The organism is Parashewanella sp. 2210YD4-3, assembly GCF_056591735.1.
Genome location: NZ_JBWQOG010000002.1, coordinates 292785 through 307638, shown reverse-complemented (window position 1 = coordinate 307638; position 14854 = coordinate 292785). Strand labels below are relative to the sequence as shown.

The window sequence follows — 14854 nt, the reverse complement described above, 5'->3', positions numbered from 1 at the left end:
AAAACAAGAGCAATAATATGAAAATAAAACTAAGTTTAGCGCTTGCAAGTTTTTGGGTTGCACAAGGTGCAATGGCATCAGGCACTGATATTTCTCTTTATCCTTTGAACTATGATAGTCAGAGTCAGCAATGGTCTATTGGCAAAGGAAAAGTCATTACTAACCGCGATGGTTATGATAACCAAGCCAGTTTTTCCTTAGATGGTAAATCCATCTTCTTTTCTTCTAATCGAAGCGGTGCTCATACTGATATTTATCAATATCAATTCTTTAATGGTGACATTTACCAAGTAACAAATACACCAGATGAAAGTGAGTTTTCCCCGAATGAATCCTCCGAAGGCTTGAAATATGTCGTAGAGCAAGGAGTTCCGCATCAGAGCGTTTGGCTTCAAAAAGAGGGAAAACCTAGAGAACGGGCTATTAATAGTTTGATCCCATCTGGTTACTATGCGGCTCACTCGAAGCTTGGGACTCTATTGTGGGCGCGTTATGCTCATGCACTTTACTTTGAGCCTAAAGGTGAGCGCGCTGATGAGCGTCATTTTGTAACCGATAATGTGGGGCGCAGCATCCATGTTGTGCCAAATCAAGCACGTTTTAGTTATGTAAAAAAGAAAATGAATGGTGATCAAGTCGTTACAATATTTGATCCAATGCTACGGAGTCACCAAGAGATAGTCAGTTTAGGTTCAGGAAACGAGGATTATGCTTGGAGCGGTCAAGCGTTAACTCAATCCACTTGGTTATTTAATCTAGATGGTGAGCAATTAAGGGCTTGGCGATTAGAGCAGAAGCCTTCTTCTGCGATACCAGTGAGTTGGCAGGCTATTTCAGTTATCACGCCCCCTTCACCACGACATCACAGTCCGTATCGCATCGCTGTGAGCCCTGATAATCGGTATCTCACAATAGTTTGGAATCGCAAATAGTGCCAAACATGCACTATTCATAGAGGTTTTTTGCATAAAAAAAAGAGGAAAGCATGGGGAAATTTCAAAATAATCTGCTATCCAGTATTTGGCTCGTAGCGAGTTTTGTAGCAACCGATGTGTGTGGCAAAGAGACTGTCGCCAAAGAGCCTTGGCGTGATCATTTACGCTTTGAGGATAACAAATTGCCGCCTCATGCGAGTTTCTTTCCTTATTCTTCCTCTTTATTCGCACTTAAAGATGAACCTCGATTAAGTCCCAATTATCTAGATTTAAACGGCCGTTGGCAGTTTCATTTTGCTAATAATCCTTTTCAAGCTCCAAAAAACTTCACTCGAAAAGATTTCGAGACTAAGCTGTGGTCGTCCATTCAGGTGCCAGCTAATTGGGAGGCGCAAGGCTATGGTCATGCCATTTATTTAGATGAGCGTTACCCGTTTGAGACCAAGTGGCCTGAAGCGCCCATAAAGCATAATCCTACGGGCAGTTATCGCAAAGTAATGACGCTGCCCCAAAGCTGGAAAGATAAGCAAGTCTTTTTACATATTGGCGCTGCACGATCAGCATTAAGTGTGTATCTGAATGAGCAATATATTGGATATAGTGAAGGCGCAAAAACGCCTGCCGAGTTTGATGTTACTGATGCACTCAATGTGGGAGAGAACGTTATTGGTATGCAGCTTATTCGTTGGAGTGATGCTAGCTACCTTGAAAGCCAAGATATGCTGCGTTTATCGGGGATTGAGCGTGATGTATATTTGTATGCAACTGAAAAGCAGCGGATTGCTGATATCGATGCTAATTATCAGTTGAATGACAAACTTGACGTGGCTGAATTGGCGTTGAATATCAATTTGATTAACCATGCCGCCCCAAAAAAGCTGGAGTTGGAGTACCAGTTATTTTCTGAGCTTGGCAAGCTTGTTGTGAGTGAACGTCAGCCTTTAACATTATCATCTCAAAGTGATGTTCGTTTTACTGCTCAGTTAAAAAATCCTGCATTGTGGACAGCTGAAACTCCTAATCTTCACTCATTACTTGTTAATTTATATACTCAAGAAGGTGAGTTATTACAAACTAGCCATGTCGCTATTGGATTTAGAAAAGTCGATATTCACAATGGTCAATTGCGAGTCAATCATCAGCCTATTCGTGTTCGCGGTGTTGATCGACACGAAACCGATCCCCAAACCGCTCATGTTGTGAGTAAAGAGCGGATGCTTCAAGATATTCGCTTAATGAAGCAAAACAACATTAATGCTGTTCGCTCTAGTCATTACCCAAATGATCCCTATTGGCTCAAACTCACCGATAAATATGGTTTATACGTTATCGATGAAGCCAACATAGAATCTCACCCACTCGCAATAGATGATGAAACTCAAATAGGTAATGAGATGAGCTGGCTACCCGCTCATTTAGCCAGAGTGAAGCGTATGGTTGAGCGTGATAAAAATCATCCTTCAATCATTATTTGGTCATTAGGCAATGAAGCGGGGGAGGGCACGGTTTTCAAATCCTTAGCGAATTGGATCAAACAACGCGATCCCAGCCGCCCAGTGCAATATGAGCCTGCTGGTTTAGCTGAATATGTTGATATTTATGCGCCAATGTACCCATCGATTCAAAAAATCGAGAACTACGCTAAAAAACATAAAGACAGACCATTAATCATGATTGAGTATGCCCATGCGATGGGAAACTCAGTGGGGAATTTGCAAGACTATTGGAATGTCATTGAGCGTTATCCCAATTTACAAGGTGGCTTTATTTGGGATTGGGTGGATCAATCTCTTGAGCAAATCAATTCGAATGGACAAAAGTACTGGGCATACGGTAACGATTATCACCCAACAATGCCTACCGATGGTAACTTTTTGAATAATGGATTGGTCGATCCAAATCGTAATCCGCATCCGCATTTATCGGAAGTAAAGAAAGTCTATCAGCCCATTCAATTTACTGATTTTCGTTTAAAGAATGGAGTAGCTAGCGTCATAATTGATAATCGATATGACTTTAAAAAGTTAAGTCAATTTGATTTAGTTTGGCATATACAAAAAGACGGGGTGACAGTTAATACCCAGCGTCAACCAATGCCGAAACTAGCCCCACATCAGCAGCACAAAATAACGTTACCCATTAATATTCAATTTGATGAACATGCCGAATATCACCTGTTATTGGAAGCCAGAGTCAATCAGCCGCAGCCATTACTAGCCAGCGATCATTTAGTGGCATTTGAGCAGTTTCAGTTGAGTAGTGCGCAGCCACAAAACAGCTTAGTGTATAAAGCCGAGCTAACAACTTCAGAACATTTGATCGAGTTGTTCGTTAAACAAACCAACACGCGTTATCAGTTTAACCGGAAATCAGGCTGGCTAGAGCAAGTGATTTATCTAGGTAAGCCACAATTACAGCAGCCGTTACGCGCCAATTTTTGGCGTGCGCCAACCGATAATGATCTGGGCAATGGTATGCCTAAGTGGGCGGACTTTTGGCAAGATGCTGGTGAAGAATTAGAGCTGAAAGGTGTTGAACACAAAGGTGCTAATGGAGTGGTGACTCGCCATCTTCATCCATCAAACCAGTTCGAGTTAGTTACACATTACCAAGTAGGAGCAAAGGGATCGTTGCTGATTGAGAGTAAATTCATTCCTTCAGTAAAAGATTTACCCGATTTACCCAAGTTTGGCTTTAATACTCAGCTGCCATTCAGTCAGCGGTTCTTACATTATTTTGGCCGTGGCCCAGAAGAAACCTATGCGGATAGATATTCGGGTAATCCATTAGGTTGGTATCACTTGCCTGTTGAAGATGCTTTTCATCGCTATTCTCGTCCACAAGAAACGGGACAGCGAACTGAGGTTCGATATGTAGCGGTAACTGATCATAAGCAAGCTGGGCTTATGGCAGTGGCGAGTCAAGAATTACAAACCAGTTTATGGCCATTCGCATTATCAGACATCGACTTTAGAACCGGAGACGCCTCAAGTTCAGCTTCGGGATTAGTGCCTGTTACTCAAAATCATGGTGGCGAGGTCCCATATAGGGAGTTCGTGACTTGGAACATCGATGCCAAACAAATGGGCGTGGGTGGCGATACTTCGTGGGGACGACCAGTGCATGATGCTTATCGGCTCCCTGCTAAAACAATGATATTTCGTTTTAGTTTACTGCCAATTACCAGTGAGCAGGATATCCAACAACTTGCGAGGGAAATATGGCAGCCTAACTAACCTCAGCGCTGTAGATAGTGTGATTATGCTTAAGGATATAGCTTTCTTGATACAGCTCTGAGGTTAACAAAGTAGGAGTTAACAATGGATGAATTAATCCAAGTAAGCGTATTTTTAGGCTTAACCTTGTTAGTCGCACTCATTACTTTTATTCGATGCAATAAAGTAAAGCGTGATCCCAATGACACCAAAGACTATTTCTTAGCTGGTGGCGGGTTAAATTGGGTTGTGGTCGCAGGTTCATTAATGATGACCAATATCAGTGCCGAACAAATAGTGGGAATGAACGGAGCGCAAACTTTATTGGTTGCATGGTGGGAAATTGCAGCAGCCATTGGGTTGGTAATCTTAGCAAAATGGTTGATCCCTATTTATTACAAATATAACTGCACAACAACCACAGAGTTACTTGAACGCAAGTATAACGATAAAGGCATTCGAGCTATGGTGTCAGTGCTGTTTATGCTCGGCTACGCTTTCATCCTATTACCAGTGGTGCTTTATACAGGCTCCTTATTTATGAAGTCTATGTTTGGGCTTCACATTCCAATCATAGTGATTGCTATCCTATTTGCCGCCGCTGGCGCTTTGTATGCCATTTTTGGTGGACTTAGAGCCATTGCCATTTCAGATACCCTTAATGGGATTGGTTTGATTGTCATGGGACTTATCGTTTCATATTTGGCAATGAATGCGATCCACTGGGATCTATCAGGTCTACCGCAAAGCAGTTTAACGTTAATTGGTGATAATGCGTCTGATATTCCATGGCCTACCTTGTTTACTGGAATGATCTTTATTCAAATTTTTTATTGGGGAACCAATATGGTAATCACCCAACGAGCTTTAGCTGCTAAGTCAGTAAAAGAAGCGCAGAAAGGCTTATATGGCGCGGTATTTACTAAATTTTTAACCCCATTAATTGTAGTGCTTCCTGGTATTGTGGCATTGAAACTATACGGTGATGTGGGGGACATCGCTTATGGGAAGCTAGTAGGGGATATTTTACCTCACTGGCTGTCAGGTGCTTTTGCTGCCGTCATTGCTGGTGCTGTGCTCAGTTCATTCAATTCATGCTTAAATTCAGCTGCAGCCCTTTATACTTGTGACATCCATCAGAATTATTTCAATGCTAAAGCCGATCCTAGAAAAATTGGTACTCGCGTTGCACTATTGTTCACTATTCTGTCTTTATGTTTAGTTCCCATATTTGCCAAGGCTTCAAGCATTATCGCGTTTTTACAGCAGCTCAATGGCCTTTACTCAATGCCTGTACTGGCAGCATTCATCTGTGCTTTGATGTTTAAAAATGTGCATGCAACAGCGATTAAAATTGGCTTAGTATTTGGTGTGGCACTGTATTCAGTGTTTACTTTTATGTGGCAACCTTGGGGATTACATTATATTCATCTTATGGCCATTACCTTGGCAGTCACCGTGGCTTTTACCTTGATATTAAGTCGTTTTTGGTTGGAAAATTCAGCTTCAAAGTCAGTTGCATCCAGACCTGAAACACTAGCGATGCAGGAGCAACTTTCCATCGGTGATTAATACTAGTGACATAACTGTTTGAAGCATGATATAACTCAGGTCAATAATATGATAACAAAGCCGTTAGTGGAGCTAATGGCTTTATTCTTTGATGAGAGGTACAAGGCCTCTTTAAACTATCAACATCATGGGAAATCTGTAGTTATATGCTCTCCCCAGCGCAACGAGCGAATAAATTATTCGTTAGAACATTTGGCACTAGTCCCGACGCTTGTTTTCAAGCCCCCGGTCGCATCAATTTAATGGGTGAACACACAGACTATAATGAAGGGTTTGTGTTACCGGCAGCGATCAATTTCAGAGTGGTTATTGCGGTTAAACATCGAGATGATGATCTGTTTCGAGTAGTTACTGATGTTGAGCCAGAAAGTTTTGTAGAGTGGCGTTTTGGTAAAGAGTCTCTTGAAAGTACTGATTTTCACTGGAGTCATTACTTACAAAGTTTCACAGCAGCTCTTGCGATGAGTGGTTTAGAGTCCACCGGTGTAGATGTGGCCATTATTAGCGATATTCCGATAGAAAGTGGGTTTTCTTCATCGGCAGCATTGCAAATTGCCTTTGGCACAGCAGTGAATGATGCCAGTCAGTTATTTTTATCTCCAGTAGCCATTGCCCAAATCGCTCAACGAGGAGAGCATCAGTTTATGGCTCGCACTTGTGGCATGAAAGATCAGATGATCAGTGCCTTGGCCGAAGCCGATCAAGCATTGTTGATTGATTGCTTAGATTTAGATTACGAAGCGGTCTCCATTCCAGATAATTTAAGTCTGATTATTGTTCATTCAGGTAAGTACGCTAAAGATATTCAGAAAAAGTTCCAATTGCGCAAGGATGAATGCCAACAAGTCGCGGAGCATTTTGGTTTAGAGAGTTTACGCCATATCTCTGAGTTTCAATTAAAGCAGCATCAAAACCAGCTGTCTGAGCATTTATATCACAGAGCGCGCCATGTGATCACCGAAAACACTCGTACTCAAAGTGCCGCAAGGGCTCTAGAACAAGGGAATGTCAAAAAACTCGGCCAGTTAATGGCACAATCTCATCAATCTATGCGGGATGATTTTGAAATGAGTATTCCTGAGATTGATTTGCTTGTGGATATTATTAAAGAGCAAGTCGGTGAGCGAGGTGGTGTCCGATTGACTGGTAGTGGTTTTGGCGGCAGTGTCATTGCTTTAGTCGAGCACGAGTTGACAGATGATGTTGTGACAGCCGTTGAAACTCAATACTTGTCACAAACTGGCATCGAAGCGCAAGTGTATTTGTGTAGCGCCGCCGCCGCTGCTGCAAAAATTGATGAATAATCGCACTCCCTCAAAAAAGTATAAGTAAACAGGAAACTTCAGTGTTAACAATAACAACTAAGACAGCTTGGAAGGATCCACGTGGCGGAGAAATCAAGCGTGTCGTGATTGATAACGGCATCATCTCAATGGAAGTGTTAAGTCTTGGCGGTATTATTCGCCAATTACGGGTTCCAGATCGTCATGGTGAAAGGCAAAATATCGTACTTGGTTGTGACAGTGCCGAAGGTTATCTTGCTCAAGATGCGCACTTAGGAGCTATTGCTGGTCGTTTTGCCAATCGAATTAAAGGCGGAAAACTGAGTTATCAAGGGCAAGAGTATCAGCTTGATACCAATAACCAACAAAATTGTCTGCATGGTGGCAGTCAGGGATTTAATCAGAAGCAATGGCAGCTAGAAACCTTAGAGGACGGTGTCAGGCTTTCCTTAGTTAGCTCTGATGGTGATATGGGCTTTCCGGGTAATTGCCAAGTGCAATTAGATTATCGTTTAGATGGCAATAGCTTGTTGGTTGAAATTATTGCTAAGACAGATAAGCCATGCCCAGTTAACTTAACTCAGCATAGTTATTTTAACCTTGATGGCTCAAACACCATTGCTCAACATCGAATGCAAACCGATAGTATTCAATACTTGCGTACCGATGAACAAGGCATTCCCATTGCTATTGAACCTGTAACGGCAACGTTGAATTTTAATACCGAGAGTGTATTGGCTGAGCGTTTGGTTGATCCAAGCTTGGCTTCAACCCGTGGACTTGATCATTGTTATTTAATGGAAAATGACAGAGACACCTTGGTGCGTTTTGGTCACATCAGCAGCGCTAAAAGCGGCCGTATAATGACTTTGTATACTAATCAACCTGGGGTTCAAGTGTATACCGCGAACTTCTTGCAAGGTACTAAAGGTGAGCAAGGCCAAGAGCTTAATCAATTTCATGGCATCTGTTTAGAACCTCAATTATGCCCAGATGCTCCCAACCAGCCTGATATGTTAGGTAAATCATGGCTAGAGGTGGGAGAGCAGTATCATCACCTCAGCCGATATGAGTTTGGAACGATAGAAAAATAAAGAATTACTCTTCGTATTCTTCATCAGTCCATTCGTTTTGGAGATCATCGACATCAACGGTGATCTCTGGCTCTTCCTCTAACTCTATAGACTCATCAGATTTAGCAGACACTGGCGCAGTCTCAGGGTTTAAGTCTAAGTTGCCTTTTTGCTTACTCATAAACTCAGTTTTTGCCTGTTTCCATGCTTCAGCATAATTTGCTTGTGCTTGTGTAAGGCTTTCACTGTCCAAGTCATGTAAGTTATTTTCAACAATGTCTTTGACATACTCGATGATGGATTCACGAGCTGAGTTGTATAGATAAATACGCCCAGGGCTAGCCTCGGGCAGTGCCTGATCGTGGATGACTACCGTATTTCCACGGGGAGTTTTAAGCTCGCCATACCAAAGCTGCTGTTTGTCCATGCTGTTCATATATGCTAATACCCTTCATTCAACACATACACTCAGGGAGGATTGCTAAGTCAGGTTCAATCCGCCCAACGACAATGCTTTGCATTCGAAGAATGAAGTACCGAATGCAAAACTACGATTCAATCAATACCGTTCAGTGAGCCTATTTCATGGAAATCCCCACATCATCGGCTTTATACGAATTTAGTCAAAAAATTTTAGGGTTCAAGTTTTTTGTGAGGGTTTAATGTTATTTTTTTGCACCACAACGCAATTTTGACAGTCCATTCACTCCAGATCCCATTATTAATCTCGAATATGACAATCATCTTACATGGCTGATGGTAAGGATAATTTTTCCAGTATGAGTTTTGGAAGCCATGAGTTGGTGAGCTTGTTCTGCTTCAGATAACTCAAATGTTTGATGAATATGAGGAAAAAATAAACCTTGCTGAATTAATGGCATGACATTCTGCTTTAGCTCAGAAGCGATACTGGACTTCATAGCATCGGATTGAGGGCGCAGGGTGGAACCAGTCCAAGTAATGCGTTTACTCATTAACCGAAATACGTCAACTTCGGCTTTTATTCCTCTTTGTAAGGCCACCGTTACCATACGGCCATCATTTTTAAGTAATTTGAGGTTCAAGTTAACGAAGTCGCCTGCTGCCATATCGAACACTACAGAGACGCCTTGTTGTTCAGTAACATCCAGAATATTTTGATGCAGAGTAGGAGACGAATATTCAAAGGCATAATCAGCCCCTAGTGATAGGCAATGTTGGCACTTTTCGTGACTTCCAGCCGTTACTATTACTTTAGCGCCAAACGCTTTAGCTAGCTGGATTGCACAATTACCTAAACCACCTGATGCACCATGAATTAATAGCGTGTCAGAATGGGTTAATTTCGCACGTTGAAATAAGTTCCCCCATACCGTGAACAAAGTCTCAGGTAAAGCGGCAGCTTGGGTCATAGAAATAGAATCTGGTAGAGCCAGACAATGATCTTGGTGAGCGTTAACGTACTCAGCATACCCCCCACCAGCGACTAAAGCGCATACTTTATCGCCTATTTGCCACTCTGTGACATCGGTGCCGACAGCACAAATTTCTCCTGCAACTTCTAGCCCTAAGATGGGGGAAGCGTTTCTGGGAGGAGGATAAATCCCCTGACGTTGAGCTAAATCAGGTCCATTAACACCAGCGGCTATGACTTTAATTAATACTTGATGGGAACCAAGCTTTGGTAGCGGTGACTGGGTAAGAGTTAAAGGCGAACTTTTATGTTCAGGTACGGCGATATGAGTGAAATTGTCGGGTAGTGAATCCATACAGGTAAAATGGGACATCATTATTAGTGTGTTATGAGCAAGTTATAACCTATTAGCCTTAGTTACAGCAAATACCCTTAAAGGTTTCACCTTCTTATTCGATAAAATAGAGGGCGTTCCTAACTAGAGGGTGTTCCCAAATAAAGTTAGAACCGCCATAACTATACTCGTGATACTTGAAGATGCAACTTTCAGGGCTTTTTCAGCGTTGAATTATTCGAGGCGTGAAAGTGAAGAACTAGCGGGCTAATTTAAGCTTTTACAACAAAGAAGAATCAACGCTGAAAAGCCCACACAGTGCGAGTTTAATTGCCATTTAGACTGTGTTACTTACCCTTGAAATAGAGCAACTATTACTGCGGATAAGTGCCTTGTCTAAATGGCAATTAATTCTCGCTGAAATCCTGCATCTTCAGGTATCACGAGTATATAAGAATCTCACATTCAGAGACCACATATGAAAAGCCGTATTATTTTTTTACTGAGTGCATTATTGGTTTCAGGGCAAGTACTCGCTAATCCAAAAGATGCATTTAAGCGACCTGATCTCATTCCATTCCCCGCAGCAAATCCATACAGTGCGCCTAAAGCGGCATTAGGTAAGATGTTGTTCTTTGACCCAAGGTTGAGCCGAAACCGGAACCTAACTTGTGCGTCGTGTCATAACCCGAGTTTTGGGTGGGAGGATGCGACTCCTCGAGCGGTTGGCAGCTTAAATACTCAGTTAGGTCGCCATTCCCCGTCAATTATTAATGCCGCTTGGGGACAATCATTTTTCTGGGATGGTCGAGCACAAGATCTTGAAGCTCAAGCCAAAGGTCCTATAGAAGCCGCAGTTGAAATGAACATTACTTTGCCAGAAGTGGTAGCTCGGCTTCAAAACGTTGCAGGTTACCGACAACTATTTCGCGAAGTCTTCGGCCAATCTGGAATTAATGAGCAAAACATTTTAAAGGCCATTGCCACCTTTGAACGTACCATAGTTTCTGGGGAAGCCCCATTTGATCTTTGGGTAGAAGGTGATGAAGCAGCCATTAGTTCAAAAGCTAAACGAGGGTTTGAGCTATTCACCGGTAAAGCACAATGTGTAGCTTGTCATGCTGGCTGGAATTTTACCGATAATCAGTTCCATGATATTGGACTGAGCTCCAATGATGAAGGTCGTTTTGTTATCAGCAAGAACCCTAAAGATAAATTTGCTTTTAAAACGCCAAGCTTAAGAAATATAAGCCAGCGTGCACCTTATATGCATGATGGCTCAATGAATGATTTAGATACCGTTATTCGACACTATGTTAAAAAAGCCCCACCCCGCCCAAGCTTGTCTCCCTTGATGCAGCCCGTTCAACTTTCAGAATTAGAAATTGAACAATTAACTGCTTTTTTAAAGACGCTCACAGGTGAAGATAAAGTGATCACTTTGCCTTTGTTACCTTACTGATTAGATAACTGAATATGAAAATTAAACAAAAAATATTATTGAGCTTTGGTGGGTTAATACTTGTATTCAGCTTATTAAGTTTGTTTCTGTTAGAGCAATTAAATGAACAGGGACAACAAACAGTGTTGGCGTTTAATCAGCCAGTAAACGCCGTAAATAGTAGCCGAGCAGCATGGGAAACTTTTTTAGAGTTGGAAGCTTATGCAGATCGAGTCTTGGCGATGACTGAGCCAAAACCAGAGCGTGAGGTACAGCAGCATTTTGAATCACTAGTAAATCGTTTTGAGCAGCAAGTGGCTCAAGCGGCAAAAAGTAGCTTAACCGACGACATACAAGATCAATCAGTTGCGATTCAACGAGCGGCTGGAGTGTGGTTTAAAGGCATGAAAGCACACTTGCTGGCCGGTAATCAAACGCAGCTCATTGATATTCGTGTTCTAGAAAAACAAATGCATCAAGTGGAAGATCAGTTAAGGATCTTGATTGAAGACACTTTGTATGAGTCGTCAAAGATGGCCATGAATGTAGAGAAACGCATCGATGCTCAGTTAGTACAAATGAGTATCTTGTTGATGGTTATTGCAGCCGTTGCGATTGCTTGGGCATTATGGGTTACCCGCCATATTTTAACGCCCATTAGAGCTTTATCTTCTGCTGTCGTGGAATTAACGCGTGGTGATGGTGACTTAACAAGAAGGCTAGATACCTCTCGAAAAGATGAAATCGGTCAGTTGTCATCTGAATTTAATGGCTTTATTGAGAAAATCCAAAATGCCGTTAAAAATATTGCTGATTCAGTGTTAGTGATGGAACGTCAGCTCAGTGAGTTTAAACTCATCAGTGAGCAAACTCAGCAGGGCACATCAAAGCAAAAAGTGGAAATTAACCAGATAAGTCAATCAATCGATACCGTTGTTTGTTCGGTGACGACGATTGGAGAAAATGTGTCGATTGCAACAGAGCAAGCCGGCAATATTTTATCTGGTACTCAAAATAGCTCTTTGTTATTAGAGCAAGCCACAAAAGCACTTCATGATCTCAATATCAATGTGGATGAAACGGCAGAGGTCATTCACTCTCTTAGTGATTCAAGTAAAGCGATTGGCAATGTACTCGAGGTTATCGAAAATATTGCCGAACAGACCAATTTATTGGCGTTAAATGCCGCAATTGAAGCCGCTAGAGCTGGGGAAGCGGGCCGTGGTTTTTCTGTCGTTGCCGATGAAGTGCGCTCTTTGGCGATGAAAACTCAAGAATCTATCACCGATATAAATAGTACCATTGTTCAAATCCAACAACGTGCCGAGCAAGCTAGGAATATGATGGAGGTAGGACAAGCCGGAACACGGCAATGTATGAGCAACAATAAAGTGCTATCTAATTCGTTAAACGATGTATTAGGTCGAGTTGAAAATATTCAACAAACCAGTGAAAGCATTAGCGAACAAAGTAAACATCAAGTTGAGGTGTCAGATAGTGTTTCAACTAACTTGTGTAATATCGTAGTTATTGCTGAGCAAACGGCTCAAGGTAGTGAAACGTTACAAAAGGCAGGCGAAAAGGCCATGGAAACCATGCAAGATGTTGAGCATGCTCTCAAGCAGTTTAAGCTATAAGAGGTTCAACTTACTTAACCAAGCCTGAGTAAAAATACGAATGATGCACAAGAGGGTGATTTGTAGGTATAATAAGCGATTGGTTAGAAATTAAAGGATAACAATTTCAGATGCAGTACAAGGTTGAGTTAACGGGCAAACCATCGCTTTTATCTTTATATCGTAAAATCTTTTTTGTTAAAAAACCGGGGTGGGATGGTAAAGATCTACCTTCGATTCTTGTTACTCAAAAAAGCGTTCAGGTTTCTCATCGTCGTGCTAAACGTTACTCTGAAGTTTGTGGCTTTGAGTTTGACGGTAAAACCTTACCGCCAACTTATTTGCATATCGTCATGTTTCGCCTTCATGCGACTTTGTTCACTCATGAAGCTATTACATTTCCGCTGTTAGGTATGATTCATCTTGGAAATCAAATTACTCATTATCGTAATGTCACCATTGATGAGCCTATAAATTGCAGTTGTGAATTAGTGGAAAGCGAAGTCACTGATAAAGGCATTGAGTTTGTATTTTATTCAAAAGCGGAAGTGTTAGATGAGCTAGTATGGGAGTCACGTTCCACCTATTTATACCGAAATGATGAAAAACGACGCTCTCGTCCACCTAGAGCCAATAATATTGCTTGGGAAAATGCGGTAACGACGCAAATCGATGAAGATCTAGGACGACGTTATGCAAAAGCATCAGGTGATTATAACTTGATCCACTTATATCCGTTTTTATCGAAACGATTTGGCTTTGATAAAGTCTTAGTACATGGTATGTGGTCCAAGGCGTATTGCTTGTCTCAATTGATGTCAAAATTAGAAAGTTCGGCTTTTAGTATTGATGTCGCCTTTAAGCTTCCAGTGTTTATGCCAGGTTCCATTACTTTTAATTACGAAGCTCAAGAGAACGGTTTGAGCTTTGAATTGCGAGATAAAAAGGGTAAACGACCACATCTTACGGGTAGTTTGACTTATCTAAATTAACCTCAGCTCTGCATAAGCCAACCTCTACAGCACAGCTACTTATGCGTATTTCTGTGTTAGAACAGCCCGTAATAGAACGCAGTAACGACAGTTGTGTTTGTCGATACCAGCTATTACGAACTGTTCTGCCTTGAACTACACACCATTAGCAGTACTGTAGATAACAATGTTAAAGCTTATATCGTAAATCATAATGTTACAGATTTCGTTATACGGAGCTGAGGTTAAATTAACACTTCGTGGATAAAAATTAACCGCTTGATGATAGGGAGTTTGCTACTCTAGAAGTACCCGTAAAGCTCAATAAAGTAATTCGATGGGCATCATTGCGGGGTTCTAGGAGAAGCAAGAATGTCTTTTGAATCCACAAAATCGTTAAAAATCTTAGTCGTAGACGATCACTCCCTCATATACGATGGGCTTAGCAGTTGTTTAGCCCCTTATCCCGATATGCAATTGGTTGGCTTCGTAGAAGACGGGCTTTCTGTTTATCAGCAATGCCTTTCTTTAAAACCAGATCTTGTCTTCATGGATTTAAAACTGCCTAAAATGAATGGTATTGAAGTCGTTAGGCAGCTAAAAAGCCGCTGGCCAGACATCATGATCATCATGCTTACCGCTGTTGCAGAAGAGAAAACTGCCCGTGAAGCATTAGATATTGGGGCCAATGGCTACTTGCTAAAAAATAGCCCTAAGTCTACATTGTTTGCGGCTATCAAAACCGTGATCAGAGGTAAAACGTTTATTGATCCTGGTTTAGATGAACAACAAATTCATGCCTTTGACACAGAAACTAGCGATCTTCCAACGTTGACTCATCGAGAAAAGCAGGTGCTAGGTTTGATTTGTGAAGGGTTGAGAAATCGTGATATCGCTGAAGCTTTAGTGATCAGTTTAAAAACCGTGGAAAGTCACCGTACTAATCTAATGCGCAAGCTCAATGCACATAATGTTGCGGAGCTGCTCTCTCGAGCTGATAGGTTAGGCTTAAGGTAAGGGG

11 protein-coding genes are annotated in these 14854 nt (G+C 41.7%); 9 read left to right on the top strand and 2 right to left on the bottom strand.

Annotation, left to right across the window (positions count from 1 at the left end):
• Positions 1 to 17: 17 nt before the first annotated feature.
• From AC1EU0_RS04645 to AC1EU0_RS04625, 5 genes are all read left to right on the top strand, one after another.
• Positions 18 to 932, top strand: a complete 915-nt coding sequence (locus tag AC1EU0_RS04645) for a TolB family protein (RefSeq protein WP_480300758.1) — start codon at positions 18 to 20, stop codon at positions 930 to 932.
• Positions 933 to 985: 53 nt separating this feature from the next.
• Positions 986 to 4171, top strand: coding sequence for a glycoside hydrolase family 2 TIM barrel-domain containing protein (locus tag AC1EU0_RS04640; RefSeq protein WP_480300757.1), 3186 nt, complete (start codon positions 986 to 988; stop codon positions 4169 to 4171).
• 84 nt (positions 4172 to 4255) lie between these two features.
• Positions 4256 to 5722 carry a solute:sodium symporter family transporter gene (locus AC1EU0_RS04635; protein ID WP_480300756.1) on the top strand — a complete coding sequence of 489 codons (1467 nt, stop codon included), beginning with the start codon at positions 4256 to 4258 and terminating at the stop codon, positions 5720 to 5722.
• Positions 5723 to 5868: 146 nt separating this feature from the next.
• Positions 5869 to 7026, top strand: coding sequence for a galactokinase (gene galK, locus AC1EU0_RS04630; RefSeq protein WP_480300755.1), 1158 nt, complete (start codon positions 5869 to 5871; stop codon positions 7024 to 7026).
• Positions 7027 to 7067: 41 nt separating this feature from the next.
• Entirely contained in the window at positions 7068 to 8099 is a 1032-nt protein-coding gene (locus tag AC1EU0_RS04625; RefSeq protein WP_480300754.1) for an aldose epimerase family protein, read from the top strand.
• Between the two features lie 4 nt (positions 8100 to 8103).
• On the opposite strand, the gene AC1EU0_RS04620 is transcribed toward AC1EU0_RS04625, so the two are convergent.
• Together AC1EU0_RS04620 and AC1EU0_RS04615 are read right to left on the bottom strand one after the other, a co-directional pair.
• Positions 8104 to 8514, bottom strand: coding sequence for a hypothetical protein (locus AC1EU0_RS04620; RefSeq protein ID WP_480300753.1), 411 nt, complete (start codon positions 8512 to 8514; stop codon positions 8104 to 8106).
• A 304-nt stretch (positions 8515 to 8818) separates the two neighbouring features.
• Entirely contained in the window at positions 8819 to 9826 is a 1008-nt protein-coding gene (locus AC1EU0_RS04615; RefSeq protein WP_480300962.1) for an NAD(P)H-quinone oxidoreductase, read from the bottom strand.
• Positions 9827 to 10283: 457 nt separating this feature from the next.
• On the opposite strand from AC1EU0_RS04615, the gene AC1EU0_RS04610 reads away from it, so the two are divergent.
• The 4 genes from AC1EU0_RS04610 (at position 10284) to AC1EU0_RS04595 (ending at position 14850) form a co-directional block, all read left to right on the top strand.
• Positions 10284 to 11267 carry a cytochrome-c peroxidase gene (locus AC1EU0_RS04610; protein WP_480300752.1) on the top strand — a complete coding sequence of 328 codons (984 nt, stop codon included), beginning with the start codon at positions 10284 to 10286 and terminating at the stop codon, positions 11265 to 11267.
• Positions 11268 to 11281: 14 nt separating this feature from the next.
• On the top strand, positions 11282 to 12883 hold the full coding sequence (locus AC1EU0_RS04605) for a methyl-accepting chemotaxis protein (protein ID WP_480300751.1): 1602 nt from the start codon (positions 11282 to 11284) through the stop codon (positions 12881 to 12883).
• 110 nt (positions 12884 to 12993) lie between these two features.
• Positions 12994 to 13854: a MaoC/PaaZ C-terminal domain-containing protein gene (locus tag AC1EU0_RS04600; RefSeq protein WP_480300750.1), complete on the top strand. Its 861-nt coding sequence runs from the start codon at positions 12994 to 12996 to the stop codon at positions 13852 to 13854.
• Positions 13855 to 14205: 351 nt separating this feature from the next.
• Positions 14206 to 14850, top strand: coding sequence for a two component system response regulator (locus tag AC1EU0_RS04595; RefSeq protein ID WP_480300749.1), 645 nt, complete (start codon positions 14206 to 14208; stop codon positions 14848 to 14850).
• The last annotated feature ends 4 nt before the right edge of the window (positions 14851 to 14854 follow it).